General features: G+C 61.5%; 20 protein-coding genes. 12 read left to right on the forward strand and 8 right to left on the reverse strand.

Annotated features, from left to right (window positions below):
- Window positions 1-81: 81 nt before the first annotated feature.
- The 4 genes from BUS42_RS34040 to BUS42_RS34055 all read right to left on the reverse strand — a co-directional run bounded on the left by BUS42_RS34040 (window position 82) and on the right by BUS42_RS34055 (window position 2,859).
- Window positions 82-615, reverse strand: a complete 534-nt coding sequence (locus BUS42_RS34040) for an NADH-quinone oxidoreductase subunit C (RefSeq protein WP_074314562.1) — start codon at window positions 613-615, stop codon at window positions 82-84.
- A 33-nt stretch (window positions 616-648) separates the two neighbouring features.
- Entirely contained in the window at window positions 649-1,287 is a 639-nt protein-coding gene (locus BUS42_RS34045; RefSeq protein ID WP_410001730.1) for an NADH-quinone oxidoreductase subunit B, read from the reverse strand.
- A gap of 62 nt (window positions 1,288-1,349) precedes the next feature.
- Window positions 1,350-1,739 (reverse strand): NADH-quinone oxidoreductase subunit A, encoded by a 390-nt coding sequence (locus BUS42_RS34050; RefSeq protein WP_315850748.1) that lies wholly within the window; start codon window positions 1,737-1,739, stop codon window positions 1,350-1,352.
- 322 nt (window positions 1,740-2,061) lie between these two features.
- Entirely contained in the window at window positions 2,062-2,859 is a 798-nt protein-coding gene (locus BUS42_RS34055) for a hypothetical protein (protein ID WP_074314567.1), read from the reverse strand.
- A gap of 562 nt (window positions 2,860-3,421) precedes the next feature.
- Between BUS42_RS34055 and BUS42_RS34060 the strand changes: the two genes are divergently transcribed.
- Window positions 3,422-4,786: a hypothetical protein gene (locus tag BUS42_RS34060; RefSeq protein ID WP_254053975.1), complete on the forward strand. Its 1,365-nt coding sequence runs from the start codon at window positions 3,422-3,424 to the stop codon at window positions 4,784-4,786.
- Window positions 4,787-4,822: 36 nt separating this feature from the next.
- Here the strand turns inward: BUS42_RS34060 and proB are convergent, their stop codons facing one another.
- The gene (gene proB / locus BUS42_RS34065) at window positions 4,823-5,971 is read right to left on the reverse strand and encodes a glutamate 5-kinase (protein ID WP_074314570.1); all 1,149 of its coding nucleotides are present in this window, start codon (window positions 5,969-5,971) and stop codon (window positions 4,823-4,825) included.
- A gap of 324 nt (window positions 5,972-6,295) precedes the next feature.
- Here proB and BUS42_RS34070 point away from each other — a divergent pair, with 324 nt between their 5' ends.
- Window positions 6,296-7,903 (forward strand): amidophosphoribosyltransferase, encoded by a 1,608-nt coding sequence (locus BUS42_RS34070; RefSeq protein WP_074314571.1) that lies wholly within the window; start codon window positions 6,296-6,298, stop codon window positions 7,901-7,903.
- A 77-nt stretch (window positions 7,904-7,980) separates the two neighbouring features.
- On the opposite strand, the gene trmB is transcribed toward BUS42_RS34070, so the two are convergent.
- The 3 genes from trmB to BUS42_RS34085 form a co-directional block, all read right to left on the reverse strand.
- Entirely contained in the window at window positions 7,981-8,592 is a 612-nt protein-coding gene (gene trmB / locus BUS42_RS34075) for a tRNA (guanosine(46)-N7)-methyltransferase TrmB (RefSeq protein ID WP_074314573.1), read from the reverse strand.
- A gap of 142 nt (window positions 8,593-8,734) precedes the next feature.
- The gene (locus BUS42_RS34080) at window positions 8,735-9,445 is read right to left on the reverse strand and encodes a tetratricopeptide repeat protein (protein WP_216821110.1); all 711 of its coding nucleotides are present in this window, start codon (window positions 9,443-9,445) and stop codon (window positions 8,735-8,737) included.
- A gap of 170 nt (window positions 9,446-9,615) precedes the next feature.
- A complete protein-coding gene (locus tag BUS42_RS34085; RefSeq protein WP_074314575.1) occupies window positions 9,616-10,137 on the reverse strand; it encodes a 3-hydroxyacyl-ACP dehydratase FabZ family protein in 522 nt (173 codons plus the stop codon).
- Window positions 10,138-10,353: 216 nt separating this feature from the next.
- Between BUS42_RS34085 and BUS42_RS34090 the strand changes: the two genes are divergently transcribed.
- The 10 genes from BUS42_RS34090 (at window position 10,354) to BUS42_RS34135 (ending at window position 24,053) form a co-directional block, all read left to right on the forward strand.
- Window positions 10,354-11,205 (forward strand): sugar phosphate isomerase/epimerase family protein, encoded by an 852-nt coding sequence (locus BUS42_RS34090; protein WP_074314577.1) that lies wholly within the window; start codon window positions 10,354-10,356, stop codon window positions 11,203-11,205.
- Between the two features lie 242 nt (window positions 11,206-11,447).
- Complete coding sequence (locus tag BUS42_RS34095; RefSeq protein WP_074314579.1) at window positions 11,448-13,313, forward strand: thiamine pyrophosphate-binding protein; 1,866 nt, start codon at window positions 11,448-11,450, stop codon at window positions 13,311-13,313.
- 389 nt (window positions 13,314-13,702) lie between these two features.
- Window positions 13,703-14,470: an ABC transporter permease gene (locus BUS42_RS34100; protein WP_254053976.1), complete on the forward strand. Its 768-nt coding sequence runs from the start codon at window positions 13,703-13,705 to the stop codon at window positions 14,468-14,470.
- Complete coding sequence (locus BUS42_RS34105; RefSeq protein ID WP_083671133.1) at window positions 14,424-15,260, forward strand: ABC transporter ATP-binding protein; 837 nt, start codon at window positions 14,424-14,426, stop codon at window positions 15,258-15,260. Before BUS42_RS34100 ends, BUS42_RS34105 begins: the two co-directional genes overlap by 47 nt.
- A gap of 90 nt (window positions 15,261-15,350) precedes the next feature.
- Complete coding sequence (locus BUS42_RS34110; RefSeq protein ID WP_074314586.1) at window positions 15,351-17,270, forward strand: esterase/lipase family protein; 1,920 nt, start codon at window positions 15,351-15,353, stop codon at window positions 17,268-17,270.
- Window positions 17,271-17,298: 28 nt separating this feature from the next.
- Window positions 17,299-18,468, forward strand: a complete 1,170-nt coding sequence (locus BUS42_RS34115) for an FkbM family methyltransferase (RefSeq protein WP_074314588.1) — start codon at window positions 17,299-17,301, stop codon at window positions 18,466-18,468.
- 234 nt (window positions 18,469-18,702) lie between these two features.
- Window positions 18,703-19,572, forward strand: a complete 870-nt coding sequence (locus BUS42_RS34120) for a sulfotransferase domain-containing protein (protein ID WP_074314590.1) — start codon at window positions 18,703-18,705, stop codon at window positions 19,570-19,572.
- A 114-nt stretch (window positions 19,573-19,686) separates the two neighbouring features.
- Window positions 19,687-21,051, forward strand: coding sequence for an MmgE/PrpD family protein (locus BUS42_RS34125; protein ID WP_074314592.1), 1,365 nt, complete (start codon window positions 19,687-19,689; stop codon window positions 21,049-21,051).
- 280 nt (window positions 21,052-21,331) lie between these two features.
- Window positions 21,332-22,483 carry an FkbM family methyltransferase gene (locus BUS42_RS34130; protein ID WP_074314594.1) on the forward strand — a complete coding sequence of 384 codons (1,152 nt, stop codon included), beginning with the start codon at window positions 21,332-21,334 and terminating at the stop codon, window positions 22,481-22,483.
- Between the two features lie 154 nt (window positions 22,484-22,637).
- Complete coding sequence (locus tag BUS42_RS34135; RefSeq protein WP_074314596.1) at window positions 22,638-24,053, forward strand: MBOAT family O-acyltransferase; 1,416 nt, start codon at window positions 22,638-22,640, stop codon at window positions 24,051-24,053.
- The last annotated feature ends 8 nt before the right edge of the window (window positions 24,054-24,061 follow it).

Consider the following 24,061-nt stretch of genomic DNA (forward strand, 5'->3'; position numbering starts at 1 on the left):
ATCTGGCACCTGCGAAAGAACGGCGTTCGTTTCAACGTGACTCAATACAGTACGACGGGGACCGCGGCCGGAACCGGGTCCTCAAGACTCTCCGCGCGTCAGGCGCGGGAAGTTGTGACGTTCGCCGCGTCCACGCAACGGATAATCTTTCCGCAGCGGGAACGCCGTGAACTCGTCGGGCATCAAGATGCGACGCAGGTCGGGGTGTCCCGCGAACTTGATCCCGTACATGTCGAACACTTCACGTTCCATCCAGTCCGCGCCCAACCACAGGGGCACCACCGAAGGAAGCGTGGGTTCGGGGTCGTCGAGAGCGACCTTCACGACCAGAAACTCGGCCGTTTCGAGGTTTCTCACCACGTAATGAACCTCGAAACGCGGTCCGGTCCGCCCGGGATAGCCGAGATAATCCGCCCCACCCAGCTCCGAAAGCATGGCGAACCCGCAGCGATCCTTGAGGGCACGAAGCAGGTCGACCAGCCGATCCGCGGGAACGTAGAGACGGAAGTTGTCTCGGAACCGCGTGAGGCTGAAAACCCCTTCGCCAAATAGGCCCGTGAGGGTGGCCAAGGTGGCTGCGTGAGGATCAACGGGCGTCGTTGTCTCGGTGCTCATGGTCGTCGGCTCACTCCCACTCAAATTCGCGAATCACTTGGTATCGTCAGAGCCGAGCAGACCAGGTCCGCCGGGAAGCCGGTAGCCAAATCGATCTTCGTCACCACGTTCCCCGGTCACCGAGTAACCCGCAGGAACGTCGCGGCGTTCTTCGATCATCTTTTCGCGCTCGAGCAGCTCTGGCAGACCCAAGCCCGCGAGCGAACCCCCACGCTGAATTTTTTCTTGGAGGTCGATCACCGCCCGAAGAATTTGTTCGGGACGGGGCGGACACCCGGGGATGTAGATATCAACCGGGATAAACCGATCGATCCCCTGAACGACCGCATAGGTGTCGAAGATGCCCCCCGTCGAGGCACAGGCGCCCATGCTGATGCACCACTTCGGTTCCGGCATCTGGAGCCAGATCCGTTGCAGGACCGGCATCATCTTCATCGCCACGCGGCCCGCGACGATCATCAGATCGCACTGCCTCGGGGTAAACCGCATGACCTCAGCCCCAAACCGGGCGAGGTCGAACCGGCTCGCGCCCACGGCCATCAGTTCGATGCCGCAGCAGGCGGTCGCAAACGGCATCGGCCAGAGGCTGTACTTCCGGCAGTAGTTCACCACCGAATCGAGCGTGGTCACGATCGTGTTCTCGGGAACTTCGACTTTGCCGGCCGGCTGAATCGAGACCGCCGAACCGGTGGCACCCGAAAGGGTGATCGGCACGCTCGTCTCGTCGTTTGAGCTTATCGCCACTCGAACACCCCCTTCCGCCAAGCGTAAGCGAACCCCGCGGCCAGGATCGCGACAAAGACGAGGATCTCGCCGAAAACGAGGTTGCGGAAGACAGGAGGGATCCCCGCCACGGCGGTGACCAGGAGGGCCGGAGCACCCGCCGCTGCGTCAGGCACCGCGGCGGCTGCCGCCACCGTCGGGCCCGCACTCCACTGAGCGACTGCCCACGGATAGAGGAAGAGCAGTTCCACGTCAAACAAGAGGAACACAATGGCCACGAGGTAGTAACGGACGTCGAACCGTTGCCGGGCATCCCCGATCGGATCCATGCCCGACTCGTAGGGCATCTGCTTGACGGCCGTCTTCCTCTTCGGGCCAAGGATCGCGCTGGCGGTGGTCATGCCGACCGCTACGGAAATCCCGACCAAAATCAACAGAAATATCGGCGTGAATTCTATACCCATCTGTCGCGAGACCGCCCGGCCCGCCTCACATGCGTTTCGTGCTTTGTGAAACTGTTCACAAAGTCGAACTAAAAAAATCCCAGCTCGAAAGCTGGGACCAACAGGGGAGACGTCAACGATCATACGCAAGATGATCGAGATAACAAGGGGGGACTGGATTCAGTCCTCGTCTCCCCCGATTTATCGCTCCGTTTTTTCGGTGTTTTGCGTGCGAACGAACAACCAATCCATCCAGATAGATCTGGAAAAGTGTGCGTGATTACTTGGGCTTGGAAACGCCCGATCGGGGTGCCAGTCCGGGAGCCGTCAGTCGATTGGAGGAGTCGAGCTCCTGGCTCTCACGGAGGATTTCCGTGGGGGACTTGGGTCGTTTCGGCGTCTCCCTGGTTCCGCCGAAGAGCGGTGACCGACCCGACGCCGCGCCGGAGGGTGGGGTCGCACTTCTTCGTCGCGCACTGGTGGCCGACGACGCTCTGGCCTCGATCTTCGTCGCCTCCGAGGCCTCGGGGTTTGGTTCTCGTCCGGTCCTAACACGAGAAGTGGCGAGGTCGCGGGAAACTTTGTTGGCGTCCTTGGTGTAGGCTCGATAGAGCTCGGCGCGCTTGCGCGGGTCCTTCTCCTTCAAATAGGCCATATACTTCTCGTGTCGCGACCGCTGGTCTTCGTGGAAGGTGCGATCACTTTCCTGATTGGGCTGGTAAATCCGCCCGTAATCTTTGTCATATTGGCGGTAGGCTGAATAATAAGGGACGCCCGGCCCGGTCCGCCTTCGCCCCGTGCCGAAATCGTCGCCGATCGTCGAGTCGGATTCCAGGAACCGCTGAAACTGGTTAGGCCCAGCGTATCCGCCCCGTTCCAGCAGGTTCTGGTTGGGGGTGAGTCCATAGCCCGACGGATAACTTGGGTAGACGAACTGTTCGTATTGCTGATTGTACGGTTTGTAGGGATCGGCGGTGTGATCCTGGGCGTTCGCGAGTCCAGTCCAGCCCATGGAGGTCAGGACGAACAGGCCAGCACTCGCGAGACGCCGGAAATCTAGAGCTCGTTGCACCAACATCGGCCACTCCTTTGATTCAAAGAGGCCCCCGACTTCCCATGTCATCGGAAGGATCGATGGGCAACAGGCGCGCCGACCCATCTTTCATTCTAACACACCGAAGCTCGCCGAACATGGCCCTCACCGTCCGATTGGGAGATGGTGAACCCATTCGTTCTGGAAGAAAAGCGACTGCATCGGCTGGCCAAGCGCCCAGCTGAGACGAACGGGGCCCATGGTGGTTAACTCGACCGCCTGTCTCAACTTTGGATCGCTGCGTCCCTCTTGCACTTGATCGGAAGCCGGCTCCGTTGCGCTGAAGTCCGGTTGGTGATTTCCGCTTCACGATCCGCACTCTTTGCGGGTCGAATCCGTTTCGCGGGCCGTGCGACGGAATTCCGGTGGATTGGGAACCGGGGAAGAGCCCATTTGGTTGGTTGCCACAAACCCAGGGCAAGACGGTGGAAACAGGGCGGGAATGGGATATGATGGTGAGATCGCGGCAAGGGTCGATCGCGTTCTTCTGCCTGGTTTCGCCGCCGGGCTCGCCTCACCATGGATGGGCCAATCTGGGGAGTCTCTGATGATTGGTGCGTATCTCGCGTTCGCCGTCTTGGTCGGCCAAGTCCCCGCGTCCGATCCGATGGTCCTCGTCACCCAATTGGGTTCCGCACGTTACGCACAGCGGGAAGCGGCCGCCGCGGCACTGGAGCGGCTCGGGCGTACCGCACTCCCGGCGCTTCAAACCGCCAGGGACGTGAAGGACCCGGAGATCCGAGCTCGAGCCTCAAGCCTGATCACCAAAATTGAAGGGGCCTTGCTGACGAAGCCGACCATGGTGGCACTCGATTTCCACGATCAGCCCATCGCCGAGGTCGTCCGTTCCTTCAGCGATCAGGCTGGCATCAAAATGGCGATTTACCCGGAACAGCCCCCTGCTCTACAACAGAAACGGATCACGCTCCAGGAGTCTGCGCCTCTGCCGTTCTGGAAGGCGTTGGATCGGCTCTGCGACGCGGGTCAGTTGCAATACAACTTCGGCATGCACGGCATGCCGAATGCCCGCGAACCGGTTTTTCCGCTCTTCTCGGGAGCGGGCCGCCCCGCCGGACCGATGTCGGATCACGGCCCGTTCCGTGTGAACCTCGTCGGACTCCACTATCAGCGCCACGTCCAGTTCTTCCCGACGGGTCAGCCACTGCCATCGAACCGGGTTGGCTTACCCCCCAACCCGGTGGATCCGAAGCGACCCGGCTACACCGTGAACGAAGAGTTCTACGCCCAGATCCAGGTGGCCGCCGAGCCCAGGCTCTCGGTCAGCCAGAACGGACCGCTCAAGCTCGTCGAGGCGATCGACGAGCGCGGCCAATCGCTCCTGATCCCCGAAAATAACGCACAGACCCTTCAACGCCAATCGGCCTACTTCGGTCTGACCGCCGGACCCAATTTACATCTACAGGCCCCGCTACGGCGTCCCGAGCAACCCGGCCAAGAGATCAAGCGGCTCCGGGGCGTCTTGCCTGTCGTCGTCGCGACCCGAAAGGGAAATCCGCTGGTCGTTCCCTTGAGCGGATCGAGCGGCAAGTCATTCCGTAATGACGAGGCGACGGTCGAAGTCCAGGAGATTCGAGTCAATCCGAATACGAATCAAACGAATATCCAGATCGCCGTCCGAACGAACCGAACTTCCGGGGGGGAGGCGGACCTGCTGGCGGCGCTACCGACCGCGATGGGCCGGCGGAGCGAGACGAGCCAGCAGCAGCTCGAGGTCGTCGATGGCCAAGGGAAACTGATTCCTTGGTATTTGACCAACGACGCGGAAGGGTCGCGGATGACCTTGACCCTCACGCCCCAAGAGCAGGGTGCAGCCACCGAAATTCGCTACTATGCGATGGTCCGGGCCGTCACGGACGTGAACTTCGAGTTCACCGACGTTCCCCTCCCCTGAGCCAGGCTCGCGAGCGGAGCGCGGATGGTCTTGGGATTAAAGGATCAGGACGAGGTTGTCCTTATGGATGACCTCGTCATAGAGTGCTTCCTCGAGCGTTTGTCGTGCTTGTTCCGTACGCAAGCCCCGGATCAAGCGAGCCTCGGTGGTCGCGTAGTTCGTGAGTCCGCGAGCGAACTCCTGGCCTTGATCATCGCGGATCCCCACCACGTCGCCTTTGTCGAATTCGCCGACCACTTCGACGACTCCGATGGCCAGCAAGCTCCGCGAACCTGACTCGAGCGCATGTCGGGCTCCGGTGTCCACGACGTAATGGCCTTTAGGTCGGGCGGTCAAGCCGATCCAACGCTTGCGAGCGGCCTGCGTCGAACCGCGGGCGAGAAAGAGCGACCCCACGGCTTCTCCCGCCATGATCCGGGTCAGAGGATCCGCTTTCTGGCCGGAGGCGATGATGACCGAGCCTCCGGCGTGGGTGACCAGGCGCGCGGCCTCGAGCTTGCTGCGCATCCCTCCGGTGCCGAGCGTACTCCGGCTCGTCCCCGCCCGTCCAAACGTCTCTTCGTCGAGATTCACCACGAGCGGAATCGGTTCTCCGCCAATTTCGCCGGTGCCGGGATCGGTGGGATAAAGCCCGTCGACCACGCTCAAGATCACGAGCAGCGGGGCCTGGAGCAAGTTGGTGACCATGGCCGCGAGTCGGTCGTTGTCGCCGAACTTGATCTCGGCGACGCTGATCGTGTCGTTCTCGTTGATGATCGGGACGGCGTTCCAGTCGAACAAGGCCGTGAGCGTATTCCTCATGTTCAGGTAGCGGGCGCGACTGTCGAAATCCTCGTGGGTCAACAAGAGCTGCGCGGCGTGCCGTCCGTGACGGCGAAGCCCTTCATCATACGCCCGAATGAGGTAAGATTGCCCCACGGCCGCCGCGGCCTGGAGTTGCGGCAGATTCTCGGGACGACGCGTCAGATTGAGCTGCCCCAGCCCGGCTCCGACGGCCCCTGAACTCACCAGCGCCACTTTGCGGCCGGTGGCCATGACCGCGCAAAGCTGCTCGGCCAGGTGGCCGATCCGCGCCGGGTCGAGCCTGCCGCTCGGGTCTGTCAAAACGCTGGTGCCGACCTTGACGACCCAGGTTTGTGCCGAGAGAACCACATCATCGCGAACCAGGTCACGTACCATCGCCATGAATCGAGTCTCTAACGCAAGTGAAGTTGGGGTCTATTGTAACTAGAGCGATGACGCCGTCTTCCATCCATAAACGTCCGTGCTTATGGCAAAGCTTGGCCTCGATTTACGTCGGTTTCCGCACGGTTTGAACGGGAGATGAACGACCCAAGTCGATTGAGTGAAGGTTGTCTTCAGAGGCGAGTGCCATTATAATAAAGTCTCATTACCGGCCCTAGATCAACTGCGTGAACGAGCCAACGGGGCCCCGCGTCTCATTCCCTTTTGTTGCGCCCCCCACTTACGACAAGGGCGGGGGCTGGTCAACGGGAACCATCCAAGCTCATGGGCGAACTGAATCACGAGTGCGGCGTGGCAGCCGTCTACCACGCTGCCGGTCCGACCGTCTCCACGCTCGCACCGATCTCGGGAGATCCCAACAGCGTGACGCGGATGATTCCGCGGATGCTCTTGGATATGCAGAACCGGGGTCAGCTCGCAGCGGGAATGAGCAGTTTTCACCCCGGGCGCACCGCCCTGCTCAAAACGCACAAGGAAGTCGGAACGGTGGCCGAGGCGTTTCGCCTGAATCACAAGGCGAAATTTGAGGCGATCATGCGCGGCCAAGATGGTCTCGCCGCGATCGGCCACGTGCGCTACGCCACCTGTGGTGGCGCGGATCGGAGCTATGCTCAACCGTTCGAACGCGAACATGGCCGAATGGCCAAGTGGTTCGCGTTCGCGTTCAACGGGCAACTCGCCAACTACCAAGAGCTCAAGCAGGAACTCCTCGATCAAGGCGACTATCACCTCAAGCGAGATACCGATACCGAGATCCTGATGCACCTGCTCAGTCATGAGCTCCAAGGTGAGGGTCTCGAGACCGATTGGCAAGGGGTTTTCAGTCGGCTGGCCGATCGGCTCGACGGCGCCTACAACATCGTGCTGCTCTCGGCCAAGGGCGACCTGATCGTCGCCCGCGATCCCCTCGGCTTCCGTCCGCTCTGCATCGCCGAGAACGGCCCGCTGTTCGCAGCGGCCAGTGAAAGCTCGCCGCTGGCGAACCTCGGATTCCAGAACATTCGCTCCCTTGAACCAGGGACGATGGTGATCGCCAACCGGAGTGGGGTTCGGATCGAGCGGTTTGCCGCCTCGCCGCGTCGCGCTCACTGCTTCTTCGAATGGATCTACTTTGCCAACGTCGCGAGCACCTTGGACGACCGCTCGGTCTACCTGAGCCGGGCGACCCTGGGTGAGGAACTCGCTCGACTTGAAGATGTCCCGCTCGACCCCGAGACGATCGTCGTGCCAGTTCCCGACACCGCCAAAGCCGCGGCTGACGCCATGGCGTTTGCGCTCGGCGTGCGGTCGGTCGAGGGTCTGATGCGTAATCGCTACGTGGGCCGAACCTTTATTGAAGGCACGGCGGACCGGGCAGCCAAGGCGCGGTTGAAGTACACGCCGCTTCCGGAAGTGCTCGCCGGCAAACGTGTCCTCCTCGTCGAGGATAGCATCGTCCGCTCGACCACGATGCGGGCCTTGGTCCACGAAATCCGCGACCGAGGCGGTGCACGTGAGATCCATCTCCGCGTGGCCTGTCCGCCGATCATCGCTCCCTGCTTCTACGGGATCGATATGTCGCGACGCGATGAGCTCTTCGCCACCAAGTTCCTTAATTCGCCGGATGGCCGAATCTCACTTGAAGACCAGGACCGGATGGCCAAGGAGCTTGGCGCCGATAGCCTGCGTTATCTTCCGGTCGAGGCGATTGCACGCGCGGTTTCGATGTCCTCCGACCAGCTCTGTCGCGCCTGCATCACGGGCCAATACCCGAGTGCCGCGGGTCAGAAACTCTATCAGATCGACATCGCGGGCGGCTCGCAACCCAAGGGAGCTGGCGGTAAGCGTGCTTACGAGATGGCCGCGGCGAGCACGCCGCGCTCGAGGACCTGAGCACCGACCGCGGTTCCGATCGACACCGCCACGACTCACTCGGTTCTCTGGTTGGAGAGCCGAGTGAGTCGTTTCGCTTAGCGAAGGCGATAGAGCTTGCGATAGATCGGCCGACCTTCGATTCGGTACTTCCGCTCGAAATTCGTCAGGTAATCCAGGTCGTGCTCGGGCGTCTTCGGCTCCTGGATCGGGATATCCTCGAAGAGCGAGTGCGACGCCATCAACTCGCAGATCACGCCGAAGTATTCCTCGACGTCGGTGACCACCGACAGCTCCCCGTTGGGGACGAGGCCTCGTTCGATGCTGACCACGAGGCCCTCATTGAAGACGCGACGCTTCCTGTGCCGCTTCTTCCACCAAGGGTCGGGGAAATAGACGTGAACGACTCGGAGGCTCTGGGGCGGCACGTAGCGGGCCAGGAACAGGAGGGCATCGCCCGGGAGGACTTTGACGTTCGTCAAATGTTGCTTGGCAACCCGCTCCGCAGCTTGCGCCGCGTATTTTCGAGCGACTTCGATCCCGAGAAAATTGCAGTTCGGATCACGCGCCGCGGCATTGGCGAGGAAGAGCCCTTTCCCTGAACCGACCTCGAGCTCGACCGGATGATCGTTGCCAAAGAGTGAACACCAATCGACGGGCGTCGCGCAGGTGGTCAAGTCGAGCGTGTACGGAATCGCGTCGGCCGCCATCCGGTATCTCGGACGCTCCTTCTTCGGCACAGGTCCGGGAACAGATTCTTGTGCACCCAATTCTTCAGACGTTTCCGACACCTTGGCAACCTCGTGGGAACGAAGGGTTCAATCCTAAGTTGGGAATGAGTGGAGTCGAGCTTTAGCCGAGGCGACCGGGATCATTCGGCGGTTCGAGCGGCACGGACAGGCGGTTCCGGCAGACCTCGAGCGACGCTTCGAGAGCGCGGCGTCGGGCCGTCCCCGGTGGGATCCAGGCTTCGATGAGCCGTTCCGCCCGTTCGAGCTGATCGCGCGCCTCCTCGCCGCGTCCCAGGTCGGCCAAGACCAAGCAGGCGGTCCAGGCGTGCGAAGGATTGCGCGGGTCAACCAGGGCCGCCCGTTCCAGGAGTTCGATGGCCTCCGGGCCGCGTCCGAGCTTCCAGAGGGCAAACGCTTGCTTCGCGAGGTAGCGGCCACCGCGACCATCCAGTTGTTCGGCCTCGAGAAACTGGATGTAAGCCTCACGCCAGTCTTGCCGCAATAAGTAGCAATCCCCAACCGCTCCGGAGCGTCGTGGAGACCGACCCTGCGTTTCGATCTGTCGTTGAAGATCAGAGATCGCCGCGTCGACCTGTCCCGATCGCGCCAGCCGCATCGCTCGATCGATCCGTTGATACCGCGACCGAACCATTACGAGCAAGAAAAGCACGATCAGAAGGCCGACGACACTCATCAAGAACGCGAAGAAGGTCCAGAATGCATAGTCCGTAGCCACTCCCGCTCGCGCCAGCGCAGGCTTGCCTAGATAGACGACCGCACCCAGCAGTAGCCCGGTCACCCCCCAGACGATTCTCGGAATGGGTCGAGGCACAATGCTCCGAGAGCCCCGAATGGCTCCCCCTCGCTGGGCGACGACGAATAGAGATTGCGGACCGACCCAAGCCGAAAATCAAACCCGGGCACGCGGCGAGGAACGACCGTCGGGATCGTGGCACGCGCGATCGGGGTGAGGCCAAGCCTGGTCCCACCCGGGAACGACGATCATTCCTTGGCCGGTTTCACTTCGGCAGATTTGACTTCGCGGCCAGCCAGTGGGACCCCGATGATCCGTCCGTGGTAGACCATGTTCGCGCCGACGAAGCCCTGGGTCTCGAAGATCGTCTGACGTCGATTGACTTTCTTGGATTGCGAGACCAATACCAGGCGGTCACCCGGTCGAACCTGCCCCCGGAAGCGGACATCTTCCATGCCGCCGAACCCGAGGAAGCCACCTTCCATGAGGTTGATGAAGTGGCAGTAGAAGCTCGACAGCTGGGCCGCCGCCTCGCAGATCAAAACGCCAGGCATCAATGCGTAGTCGGGCATGTGGCCCCGAATCCAGAACTCGTCGAACCCCACGTCCTTGTAGCCGATGATCAGGTGTCGTTCCGGGTCGCACGAGATGATCGCAGTTAACTGCTCCATCTCGAACCGTTGCGGGTTGCCCAGACGAATTCCTTCCCGATCGATGAGCACACGGGAGGTATCAATCGTCGTGGGATCAACCAGGGCAACGGGCGGCATTCCAGAACGTCCTTTCCCAAGGCAGGCGATAATAGGCGCGGGCTGGTCGCCGCAACCGGAGGGACCGACCAGTAACCATCTCAGATCCTCTCAGCGGTGCTCGTCTTGCCCCACAAGCTGGATCCGGTCCGGCGCGAAGATTCCCGCTATCATGACCGGAGGCTGGGCCGAGGACAAGAGGATTCATTCTCAAGTTGACGCAAAGGTCGCATTGTCATGACGATAGAATCATTGTACCGGCGTCCGCTCGGGACCATGGTGGCCTACGGATTCGACCTGATCGCCTTTGCCAGCGAACTGGAACTGGCCCACCGCCTCGGCGCCGAGGTCCTCGAAATCTTTCCCGAGTGGCGAAATGAGCCCGACCCGACCCCCCTCCGCGTCCAGGTGGCCGACGCCGGTCTGGTGATCCACAGCGCCCACGGCTGCTGGGGCGGCCAGTCGATCCGGGCCGCTCGCGTTGACCTCGGGAATCCCGATCCGGACCGGCAGCGAGAGTCGGTTGAGGATCTGCAGCGGTGCCTCGATTGGCTTCAGGACGCGGGAGGAACCTGTCTGATCGTCCACCCCGGCGGTCTCTCCAACCCCGAAGAAGTTGCCAGGCGACGGGCCGCGCTTGCGGACGGACTCATGCAACTGGCCGAACATGCGCGCGGCACCCGCCTCTTGATCTGTGTGGAGAATATGCCTCCCGGGGTTCATCCCGGGAGCCGGATGGCCGATCTGACCGACTTGGTGGCTGAGCTCAACCAGCCGGAACTCGCGGTCGCGCTCGACACCGGGCATGCCCACATCTCGGCCACGCTGGAGTCGGAGACCAAGGCCGCCGGTCGTTGGCTCCGGACAACCCACGTCCATGATAACAACGGACGACAAGACACCCACGAGCCCCCGGGGCTTGGCACGATCGATTGGCACGATTGGGGCCGCGCTCTCGACGCGATCGAATACCGAGGCCCGATTATGCTCGAGTGCGTTCGCGAACTGAGAAAGAATCCGGCGACCATTACCCCCCTGTTCCTGGAACGACTTCAGTGGCTCACCCGCGGCAGACAAATCACGGAGTAGCGAAGCGACGTCGTCACCCCCGTACCGATGAACCTGAAGTTTGGTAGCGATTGGGGGGGGATTGGCGGCAATGCCGCATGCTCCGTCGAAGCCAGTTGAACTGCGCGAAGGCGGTGATCCCTTGGCAAAGCCGGTCGCGCCGGGCTGCCGATAGGAACTCGAGGGCCGACTGCTCGGGAGCGAGCGGTCCGGACCCATTCACGGATGCGGTCGAGTTCTGACGGGCAAGGAGGAGCAACGTCGTGGCACTCAACCTGAGCCGACGCGAAGCCCTGGGCGTCCTCGGCGCAATCGGGGCCGCGACGGCGTCGTCTGCGGCGACCTCGGTGGCTGCCGGTCACGTCGAAGTGGGCCGTTACGTCAAACGCCAAGGCGTCCACGGTCGGATGACCGGAGCCCAAGCCGCCGCGGCCGCCCTCGCCTGCGAGGGGGTCGCCTGCGTCTTCGGAATCCCAGGCGCTCAGAGCAACGAGTTCTGGGATGCTCTGAAAGCGCGCCGGGTTCCCTACCTTCTGGTCACCAACGAGTCGTCGGCCAGCGTCATGGCGGACGCGGCCGCTCGAGTCACGGGTCAGCCAGGGGTCTTCAACGTTGTTCCCGGCCCCGGTCTGACCAACGCGATGACCGGAATCGGCGAGGCGCTGCTCGACAGCGTGCCGATCGTGGGCATCATCACTGACGTGATCCAAGGACCGGACGCTCCGCTCGGCCAGGTCCACTCGCTCCCCAATACCGCCCTGCTCCGCCCGCTCGTCAAAGCCTTGATCGAGGTTCATCACCAGGCGGAAATCCCGGGGGCGATCTACCAGGCGTTCGAAATCGCACGGTCGGGTGAACCCGGTCCCGTGGGGATCATGATTTCATTCCCTCATTTCACGGCCGTCTGGGACTACGACCAGGCCCCGCCTCCCCCGCGTCCGCTTCCGTTCGACGAAAACGCGTATCGTCAAGTCCTCGGGCACCTCTCGAACCGATCCCGCCGGGTGGGAATTTACGCGGGGCTCGGCTGCATGGACGCCGGCCCGGCGCTGGCCGCCGTGGCGGAGATGCTTCAAGCCCCGGTAGCGACCTCGGTCAGTGGCAAGGGTTGTATCCCCGATGGCCATCCGCTGGCCGTTGGCTGGGGATACGGCAAGCAAGGGACGCGAGCCGCCGAGAAAACGTTCAAGGACGTCGACCTCGTGCTGGCCGTGGGCGTGCGCTATAGCGAAGTCTCGACCGCCAATTACGCGATCCCGCCCCACAACGTGATCCACGTTGACGCCAACCCGAACAACCTCGGGCGCAACGTCCCCACCTGTGTGAAACTCTGCGCGGACTCGCAAGTATTCTTTGACCGCTTGCTTGCCGATGCTCCGGCGCTCCAGCGCCCCGCCTGCCCTCCACTCTGGAAGAAGATCCAGGACATCCGGCAGGTCGACCACCGCGAGAACTCGGTCCCCAAGATCACCCGCGGCGTCGATCCGATGTATTTCTTGACCCAGCTCCGCTGCGCACTCGGTCCTGACGAGCTGATCTTCGTGGACGTCACCGCGTCCACCCACTGGGCCTCCGAGGCGATCACTGTCCAGGGCCCGCGCCGCTACTTCACGCCCACGAACAACCAGAGCATGGGCTGGGCCCTGCCCGCGGCGATCGGAGCGCAACGCGTCCGGCCCGACCGCCAGGTCGTTTCGATCACCGGGGACGGCTGCTTCCTGATGTCGGCCATGGAGCTCTCGACGGCCGCCCGCGCCTGCTTGCCGGTCAAGTTCTTCGTCCTCGACGACGGCGCTTACCACTACATGCAGATGCTCCAGGAGCCGGTTTACCGCCGTACCACCGCCACCGAGATCGCGCGGATCAACTATGCGGCATTCGCCCAAGGCGTGGGCCTCGGGTACAACGAAATTGGCCAGAACCCCGACGTCGGGCCCGGCATCGCCCGGGCCTTGGCCACCCCCGGTCCCCTGCTCACGCGCGTGGTCATCAGCTACGAAGGTCGCGAGGTCCGCTGGCTCAACGCCCTCAAATCCACCTACGTCAGTCGGCTCCCAACCGATGCCAAGGTGCGAATGGCGTCACGGATTGGGGTCCGCTCGCTCAGTCGTCGCCCCGATGATGATTGAACCCATTCTTCCGGTAATTTCGGTTGAAAGGGCGAAGTCCATCCGGTCACTGACCGATAATGAAGAAGTCTCCCTGTCAAAGAACAGGTGTCCACCTGGCAAGAGTGGGTCATTTGGCCAAGGTAACGCGCTCTGGGGGGACCAGGCAGTCTAGGCTGCTCGTTTTCCTTGGCTCGGTCGGTTGGACTTCCTCGAAAATGGTGGGGACCGTAAGATGCCCCGCCGATGCAGGCTCGACCGAGTGTGGCTGGAAGCTGCCCGGTCGAAGTCAGCGGCGTCCATCGGATGAAGTGATAAACATGGATGTTAGCACAAGTCCCTCGGTCCCTCATGTGGAGTTCTTTCCTCCTCCACACAAGCCACGAGGACCGAGTCGTTGGATCGGCTGGGTGACTGATGATCACCAACAGCTCGTCCGGTTCTGGCCGGTCGTCCAGAACATGGTTGTTCAAGATTTGCGCGTCCGCTACCAGCGTTCGATGCTGGGATTCTTCTGGACGCTGATCCATCCGATCTTGATGATGACCACGCTGACGATCGTCTTCTCGCAACTGTTCGCCATCAAGCGCGAGGACTACGCGATCTATCTGTTCGCGGGGATGGTTCCTTGGAACTTTCTCAGTGGAACCGTCAACGACTCAGCGTTCTCAATTATTCATAATGAAGCGCTGATTCGTAAGATCTTCCTGCCCAAGTTGATCTTCCCACTGACGCGACTCTTGATCAATCTGACGACGTTCGTGCTTTCGATGGTGGCCCTGTTCATCCTGATGAAGCCGCTGGGCGTTCGGCTCACCCCGCAGCTCCTGCTGCTTCCGGTTGCGATTCTGCTTCTGTCCGGCTTCACGTTTGGCTTGGGGTTGATCGTCGCCACGACCAATACCTTCTTCCGCGATTGCGGACACCTGGTGTCCGTCGTCATGCAAGCCTGGTATTTCGTAACGCCGATCATCTACGAATCGAAAGATTTGCCTCCTTGGCGCCTTTGGGCCAACCCGGCGTACCCGTTCATCAAGCTATTTCAGGTCATTCTCCGCGATGGGGTATGGCCCGACCCGAGTTTATTCATGGCGGCTACCGGCATTGCGACGGTCAGCCTGGGGATCGGTTATGTCGCATTCAAGTGTCATGAAGACAAGTTCGTCTTCCGACTCTAGTCGCGTTTTGCGGTGGGATCGCCATCTCCCCGTGACCGAGGCCCTGGTCGATCTCGAGGATGTCTCGCTCAACTTTGTCAGTTATTTTGACAAAACCTACTCGTTGAAGCGGGCGGTTCTCGACTTGCTCCTCCGCCGTGAGGCGCCGATGCCGACGTCCGAATTCTGGGCGTTGCGCGGGGTGAACCTTCGGATCGGCAAGGGCGAGCGGATCGGGATTGTCGGGTCGAACGGCGCCGGTAAGAGCACGCTCCTCCGCCTGATGGCACGGATCTATCCGCCCACCTCCGGAAATCTCCGGATTCGCGGAACGGTCGCGCCTCTCATTGAAATGGGGGCAGGATTCAACCCCGAACTCTCGGGGATGGACAACATTCTGCTCAACGGCGCGATGCTCGGCATCAAGCGTCGGGAAATGCTCGAGAAGGTCGACGGGATCTTCGAGTTCACCGGCTTGCGCGAATTCGCCGACTTACCGCTCAAGTATTATTCGAGCGGCATGTTCATGCGCCTCGCGTTTGCGATCGCGACCGAAATTGACCCCGACATCCTGCTCATCGACGAATCGTTGGGGGCGGGTGATGCAGCGTTCGTCGAAAAGGCGAAGGCGCGGATCATGGGTCTCCTCGACCGATCCAATGTCGTCGTGATCGTGTCGCACGACATGAATGCACTTCGCGAGATGTGCACACGAGGAATTTGGATGCGGCGTGGTCAGGTTGCCGGAGACGGACCGATCGATCAGGTGATCGAGCAATACCTGAATGACGAGGGTCCGAGCCCGGCTTGACCGATTCATCAGCCGTCGTATCATGCGGGCGCCTGCCCATGGGGTCGGCGTCCTTGATAGATTCTCTGGGGTCGATGGAGTGACCCGCCCATGTCTCTTGCCTGCTTAGCGATCGTCGCATCCACCCTGGTGGGATGGCCGGACATCACCGTGCAGCCAAGTCGCGGCGACCGCGCGCACTCGGCCTCGTTTCGTAACCTGGCCAATCTCGACCGACCGTCCGATCGGACACTCGATACGATCAAACGCTACGATCTGTCGCGTCAGTATCGCTTCGGCACCGATCGGGCCCTGTCCAGTCTCGTCAAGCTCGCCCGCGAGCGCCCCGAGCCGGAACTGGTCTACGCGCTCGCCGAGCTCTGCTGGGTCGAGGGCCGTCGTCTTGAAAAATGGCGAAAAGCGACCGCCATCGACTACTATGTCGATTCGGTCGCGTATGCCCATGACTTTCTGACTGACCCCGAGCTCGTCCGCCCCGACGGCCAGCGCGGGTCCGATCCCCGGTTCCGAACGGCGATGGATCTGTACAACGCAGGACTTGAACAGATCCTCCGCGCCGCTCAAACCGTGGGACCGATCACCCCCGAAGGCTCGATCAAGCTCAAAATCCGCGGACATGATCAGGTGTTCCGGGTCTCGCTGGCGAATTCCGCCTGGGCCGTCGACGACGTCGACAAGATCATCCTCGCCTCGGACTACGAGGTGAACGGCCTGATCTCGAAAACGTACCAGTACGGCCTTGGCGTTCCCTTGATCGGCGTCCGTCTGGCCGACGGCCCCGCGCAAGAGGAAACCCGGTTTTATCCCCCGGAAATGACCTTCCCCTTGACGGCTTACCTCAAGCCGACATCGCGGCTCCGCGATACGGCGAGCGATGCCAACGCGGTCCGTGAGTGCACGCTTGAACTGGTGGATCCGGTGCGGACAAGGACGGTCTGCCCGCCGATGTTGATCCCGGTCGAGTCCGACTACAGTACCCCCTTGGCCTATATGTGGTCGCGGACCGACCTGAATCGCTATCGCTGGACCGGACTGCTTCGCCCGGACAAGGCCCTCGATCGCGCCAACCTGATGTTGCTCCGCCCCTACGAACCCGGCAAAATCCCGGTCGTGATGGTCCATGGCCTGATCTCCAGTCCGCTGGCCTGGATCCCAATGATCAACGAGTTGCTCAACGACCCGCACGTTCAGCAGCGCTATCAGTTCATGCTCTACATGTACCCGACGGGCGTTCCCGTGCCGATCGCGTCGGCCATGCTCCGCGAGTCGCTTCGGGAAGCGGAACGGAAGTATAACCCCAACGGTACGGATCCTGCCTTCGACCAAATGGTTCTACTCGGTCACAGCATGGGCGGACTGCTCAGCCATGTGATGACGCTCGACAGCGAAGACAAGCTCTGGCAACTGAACACCGACCGCCCGTTCAAGGAAATCGATGGCCCCAAAGAGGTCCTCGACGAGCTCCAAGGGTACTTCTTCTTCAAGCCGCTCCCGTTCGTGAAACGCGTCGTCTTCCTGGCGACACCGCACCGTGGCTCGGATCTGAGTCGAAGTCTGGTCGGTCGCGTCAGCTCGGGATTGATCTCCTACTCCGATCATATCAATGAACTCTTGGCGAAACTGGTCAAGGAGAATCCTGACGCGTTCGACAAACGCAAGTTCCGCCGGCTGCCCACGAGCATCGAGACCTTGGAATCGATCTCGCCGAACATTCCGTCGATCCTCAACGCCATTCTGATGATGAAGCCGCATTCCGATGTCGTTTATCACTCGATCATTGGATCCTTGAAACCCGGTGGGGTCGTTCGGACGACCGACAGCGTAGTGAACTACGGCAGCGCTCACCTCGATGGCGTTGAGTCAGAGCTCATCGTCCGATCCGACCACGGAGTTCAGAAAGATCCCGAAGCGATTCAAGAAGTGCGTCGCATCCTGCTGAAGCACGCAGCCGCATCAGGCGGCGCCACGCCTTCGCGAACCGCGTCGGCGGCCCCGACCGGCTCGCGGTAGGTCGGTCTGTCCCCATTGGAGAGGTCTCATGCTCGGCCTGAACTCTTTGGCATCGGCGATCCGAGGAAGTTTATGGCTCGTCCGTCGTGGGGGACTGCGGCAACGGCTCGACGAACTCGATCAGCGAACGACCGCGCGGCAACCGAACGCGGACCATCGCTGGGTTGAGCTGGACCACCGCCTCGACCTGATCCTTCGTGAGCTCAGTTCCATTGCCGGACGAGTCGATCAGATCGAGCAACGAACGGCCACCGATCATGATCTCAACGGCAGGCGGTGGGATGAGCTCGGGCATCGGCTCGAGGCGTCCGCACGGGACGCGGCGGGCACAGCCTTCCGCACGGAGCAACGGCTTTCGAACATCGGCGATACGGCCCAAGGCGCCCACGATCGCGCCTACGACGCCCTTCGCAAGGTCGATCAAATCGACGACCTGCTGCGGTCGCGCAGTCGCGTGTTCGGCCACGAGATGTTCCTCGATCCGACTGACTCGATCGTTTCTCCGATGCTGCTTCGCGACGGCTACTTTGAACCCTATGAGACCACGCTCATCGAGTCCGCGGTCAAACCCGGAGACGTCGTCCTCGACATCGGCGCGAATATCGGCTACTACACCTTGATCTTTGCTCGACTGGTGGGTGAGCAGGGACGTGTATATGCGTTTGAACCCGACCCGACGAACTTCCGGCTCTTGAGGAAGAACGTCCGCGCGAATGGCTACCAAAACGTCATTTTCGTGAACAAGGCGGTGGCCGAGGTCTCCGGTCCCCTGTCGCTCTACCTCTGCCCCGATAACAAGGGCGACCACCGGATTTTTGAGTCCGTCGACGACGAGCGGGCCGCCATTCCGATTCAGGCCACGACTCTCGATGAACATTTTGCCGAGTACCAAGGTAAAATTGACTTCATCAAGATGGACATTCAGGGATCCGAAGGCCGAGCCGTCCGCGGCATGCAACAACTGCTCCGTAAGCATCACGATGTCAAGATCATCACCGAGTTCTGGCCGGCCGGTCTCCGCCGCAGCGGCATCGAGGCGGAAGCCTATCTTCACGATCTTGAGCGTCAAGGTTTCGGTCTCTTCCGGATCGATGAAGAAGGGGAAACGACCGAGTTGACCACGAGCGAGGAGCTGCTCTCGCTCTATCCGGACACTCGCGAAGACTTCGGCAATCTTTATTGTGCCCGAAGCGCCTGAGTCATCGCCATTCGTATCGGTAAGTTTTCATGAAATGGGACAAGCGGCTTTTCCCATAATGATGAGCCGGGAGCCAACGCCGATCGGCGGGAGGGCCGGAATCACCGGTTCCCCCTCGTCGGGATCACGATCGAGGTCTGATCGAAAGACGGCATGTTTTTTGCGAGTTGCCCCGCGGAGAGACGTCCCGACCAGGCGTCGAGGACTCGCCGCGTTGAGGGGAACGGTCCCGCCATGTTCTTTCAACCGATCATTCAGCGGTTTTCCGGCGCACGTCACGCGAACCCGCCAGGCGAGGCGCGGATTGCGATCGTGAGCACGCCACGGTCGGGCAATACCTGGCTCTGCAACATGTTGGATCATGCCTATGAGTGCGCAACTCGTGAGCACGGTGAGCTCGCACTCTACAACCCCCTCGATGCTCCCTGGAGTAACCTTCCCGATCGCTGTATCGTCATGACCCACTGGCATCGGGTCGAACCGTTACCGACGCTCTGGAACGAGCACCGCTTCTTCACGATCACGCTCGCTCGGCATCCGCTGGACGTGCTGCTCTCGATCTTGCGGTACGCTCCCTGTGAAGGATCGCTCGGCTGGCTTGCCGGGCAAGCGGGGGATGAACGGCCCATCTTCGGGGTCGCGCCCGAGAGCGAGGCGTTCATTCGGTACGCGACCAGTCAACGTGCCAAGGCCCTCCTCGCCGTGAGTACCCAGTGGTGGACCGCTCAGGGTGTCCACCGGATCCGCTATGAGGATCTGGTGCGCTACCCCAAGCGGCAACTTTTGCAAATCGCAAAATCACTGGGAACGTCCCCTTCGATCGGTTTTGACGAAGCGGTCACGGCGTGTGCGATGCAGCGAATCCGCAACCCGATCACCGCGCGCCAGATCTGGCCAGGGAAGCCCGGACTCTGGCGGACACTCCTCACCGCGCACGTCGCTCGGCGGATCGCCGCGGCTCATCAAGATGTCTTCTCGGCACTCGGCTACGATTGCAATCCCGACCGATCGCTCGACTCGCGCAAGGCGTCGCACAACTGGTCGCGAATCGTCTCGGCCCAGGCCGGGGGGCTCAGTTACGGATCGTCGCAATCGGTCGCTTGACCATGTCCAGAACCAGGGCTCGGAAACCAAGGTCGCTCGACCCGACTGCTTGAAAAAGCTACACTGCGATTTATCGTCGTAACACTGGTTTCCCCTCTCCTGGATGGCATCGTAATGAGCGAGACCTTGGCCGACCGGCTCGTGAAATTCGCCCTTGAGACCCGATATGACGACCTCCCCGTGGTGGTCATCGTTGAAGCAAAACGCCGGCTGCTGGACGCGTTCGGCTGCGCGGCCGGGGCGCTCGACGAAGAGGCTCCGTTGGTGGCGCGCCGGGTGGCCGCGAAGGTCGGTGGCGATCGTGGGTCGGCGCTCATCGGCGGCGGTCGGGCCTCGGCCGACTGGGCGGCGTTTTCGAACGGCGTCCACATCCGTTATCTCGACTGCAACGATACCTATCTCTCGCTCGAACCGGCGCATCCGAGCGACAACTGGGCGGCGGTCATGGCGGCCGGCGAGGACGTCGGTGCCGATGGCCGCGCCTGGATTACCGCCGCGGCCGTTGCGTACGAGGTCCAGTGCCGCCTCTGCGATGCCGCCAGCATCCGGGCTCGGGGATGGGATCACACGACTTACGGCTCGCTCTCCACTGCGTTGGCTGCGTCGAAGCTGTTCGGACTCTCGCACGCTCAGACCGTGCATGCCTTGGGGATTGCAGGGACAACCGGGACCGCGCTCCGCTTGACCCGCGCCGGCGAGTTGTCGATGTGGAAGGGATGCGCCTTCGCCCACGCCGCACGCAACGGCGTGTTCGCCGCGATGCTGGCTCGAGAAGGGATGACCGGGCCTGCTCCCTTGTTCGAGGGCGACATGGGCTTCTGCCAGCAGGTTTCCGGCCCGCTCGCGCTTCCCAAGCTGGGTGGTCCTGCCGGGGGTGACTGGATGCTTCCCAAGACCTCGATCAAGTTCGTGCCCGCGGAATATCATAGCCAGTCCGCCATCGCGGCCGCGTTCGAGCTCCGCCCCCAGATCGGCGACCTGACCAAGATTCGCTCGATTGAAATCGCGACGTTCCGCACCGCAGTCGAAATTATTGGGCAGGATCCCGAGAAGTGGCGTCCGAAAACCAGGGAGACCGCGGATCACAGCCTCCCCTACTGCACGGCGGTCGCACTCGTGGATGGCGAAGTCTCCGCGCGGCAATTCCTCCCGGAGCGTCTTGCCGACCCCGCCCTGCTCGACCTCGTCTCGCGGACTACAGTCATCGAAGATCCCAAGTTGACGGCCGGCTATCCCGCAGGAATTCCGAACCGGGTGCGCGTGAGCCTTGAGGATGGCTCGGTCCTCGAATCCGAAGTGGCGTTCCCGCCGGGTCACGACAAGAATCCCCTCACCGATGCGCAACTCGCGGTGAAGTTTCATGGCCTCGTCGACCCGGCGCTCGGTTCCTCGCGTGCTCAACAGATCTGGGATCAGCTCTCGAAGCTCGAGTCTGACCCCAAACCCCACGAGTCGATTTCTCTTTTGAATCCCGCTTAAACACGAATGAATTTTCATCATCCGTTTGGAGTTGAGTAAGCCCAAACGGTTGGAGGATCCGCGGGCGGCGGGGGTGTCAATTCCCTGCCTCCCGTATCGCTTCGCCAATTCAAAGACAGGGTGCTCCCTTCCTCTGCCTGAGGGGGGCGAACTCCCTGGTCCGTGCTGAATCGGAATTGTACAAAATGGCTCGATGAGGTAAGACTCCGAGGCAACCCCCCGAGAATTGTAAGAACGACGCAATCGATCGGACGACTCTCCCGGCGCAGCGAGCTCATTCATGGATGAAAGTTCTAAACCAACGGACGAGTCTCGATCCTCCGAAGCCAGCCGGTTTCGAGTCATTGACCGGGTTGGGGTCCAACCCGGGCTCACCTTCGCCGCGGTGATCGATCCCTGCGCATCCGACTCGATCAGTCTCGACCTTGCGGCGGGCCGTTTTCCATCGTCGACCCGCCCTGCGATCGAGTACTTGCAGGCATCAACGTCTCGCGGTGGCCGAGTTCTCGACCTGGGAACTCATGTCGGTACCTTCACGCTCGCCGCCGCAGCGCTCGGCTATGAGGTGATCGGTGTAGAAGCGTCGCCGCGTAACGTCGCGCTGTTGCGTGCCAGCCTGCAACAAAATGGGTTCGATCGAGTCCACCTCGTCAACGCGGCGGTCAGCGATCGGTCGGGAACTGTCGAGTTTTCCCAGGCGGGACCGTACGGCCATGTCGGCGCCCCCGAGGCCGGTCAAACCTCGGTCTCCGTCCCCGCGGTGAAAATCGATGACCTTCTGGCGGAATGGGGCTGGGATCGGGTTGACTTCCTCAAAATCGACATTGAAGGCTCTGAAGTTGTCGGCCTGAAAGGCATGCCTCGGCTGCTGTCAGCCTCCGATGCGCCGACGGTTTTCATCGAGTCAAACGGGCACACGCTCAGCTATTTCGACGAAACCCCGGCGCGTCTCAAAACGGTGCTCGCGGACTATGGCTACCGAAGCTACCTCATCGAGCTCGGTCGACTCTGTCCGGTTCAACCGGCCGACTTTCAACCGGTCACTTGTGTCGATTACCTGGCACTGAAACGAGCGACTCCCGTCCTGGATGTTTGCCGGGTGGATCGGCCTCTCACGTTCAAGGAGCTCGAGGTCCGAATCGTCCACTCGGCCCATTCGAGTCACGACTCCGAGCGGCTCTACATTGCCAAGACGCTCACCAGTGCGTCCGCGGAGCTTCTTAGGTCACGACGTGTTCACGAGGTGGTGGAGTTGCTCAGGCAAGACCGGTGCGGCGAGGTCCGAGCGGCGGCCTCGGCGATTTCCCTTCAACCCGCGCGCTCGGCTTGGTGGCCCGGCTGGCACCGTGGGATCGCGGCCATCCGAACCCCGTTCTATTCAAGGATCAGCCGGGCACTCCAGCGATCGAATTCGCCCGCGGATCGCGGTTGAGTCTGGCCCTTTTTTTGTGAAGTTCAGTGAAGGGTCAGGGTCGGTCTTGCCGAGTGTATCGGTTAGGATGCGCGAAGCGCGAGCGGTTTCGATCGCTCGGGCAGGCGACCGAGATCACGACGAGACCGGTGCTCCTCAAGGACGAGGATGAAGCATGCTCTTTAACACGTTCCATTTCGCGTACTTCTTCGCGATCCTCCTGCCGCTCTACTGGATTCTGCCCCATAAGCCGCAGAACTACCTGCTCCTGGCTGCGAGTTACTACTTCTACTCGTGCTGGGATCCGCGGTTTCTCTCGCTGCTCCTCCTCTCCACGGCGATGGATTACGCCTGTGGATTGGCGGTTGATCGCATTGAAACGCCGCGAAAACGTAAACTGTTCGTGGCGATAAGCATGGTGCTCAACCTCGGCATGCTTGGCTATTTCAAGTATTACAATTTCTTTGCGGAAAGCCTTCAGGCCGCACTGGCGCGAGGAGGAATCTCGGTTCCCTTGGCGCAGTTGAACGTGGTCTTGCCGATCGGCATTTCGTTCTACACGTTCCAGTCGATGAGCTACGTCATTGACGTCTATCGCCGCGACATCAAGCCGACGAGAAACTTCATCGAGTTCGCCGCCTTCGTCTCGTTCTTCCCCCACCTCGTCGCCGGGCCGATCATGCGTCCGACGACGTTGTTGCCCCAGATCGAGAAGCCGCGACGCTTCAACCTCCAGCAGTTCTATCAGGGCATTTACCTGATATTTTGGGGTCTGACCAAGAAAGTCGTGGTCGCCGACAACCTGGCCACCATCGTGAACGACCTGTTCAACCGGTGGGAAACCATTGATGGTGGTCTGGCGATGATCGCGATCTACGCGTTCGCGTTCCAGATCTACTGCGACTTCTCGGGGTATACCGATGCAGCGCGAGGCATCGCGAAGTGCCTCGGAATCGAGCTCGCCCTGAACTTCAACCTCCCCTACTTCGCCACCAGCCCGCAAGACTTCTGGAGCCGCTGGCATATTAGCCTCTCCACCTGGTTGCGTGACTACCTCTACATTCCTTTGGGGGGAAGTCGGGGCAGTCAGTTCAAGCTCTACCGCAACCTGATGTTGACCATGATCATCGGCGGGCTCTGGCATGGGGCGGCCTGGACCTTCGTGCTCTGGGGCTTCTACCAAGGGGTCTTGCTGGTTGGTCACCGGCTGGCGCGACCGCTCTTGGATCGTGTTCGCCCGACCGAGCTGATCGACCGCGCTTGCTGGAAGGCGTTGCGGATCTTCGTCACCTTCCACCTCGTCTGCCTCGGCTGGTTGATCTTCCGCGCCAGTTCGATCGCCCAGGTCAAAGGCATGCTCGGGGCCATCGTCTACAAGGCGTCGATCCCCGCGTCGGCCTACATTCTCCCGGTCGCGGTTTGCATTCTCCCGCTCCTGCTCGTCCAGATCGTTCAGTTCTTGTCGAAGGACCTGGACGTCGTGTTCCGAACTCCGTGGTACGTCCGGAGTGTCTTCTACACGGCGTGCTTCTACGCCTTCGTTCTGGCGGGCAATTTCGGTGGGAGCCAGTTCATTTACTTCCAGTTCTAACCGAGTGG

The organism is Singulisphaera sp. GP187 (genome assembly GCF_900129635.1).
GTDB lineage: Bacteria > Planctomycetota > Planctomycetia > Isosphaerales > Isosphaeraceae > Singulisphaera.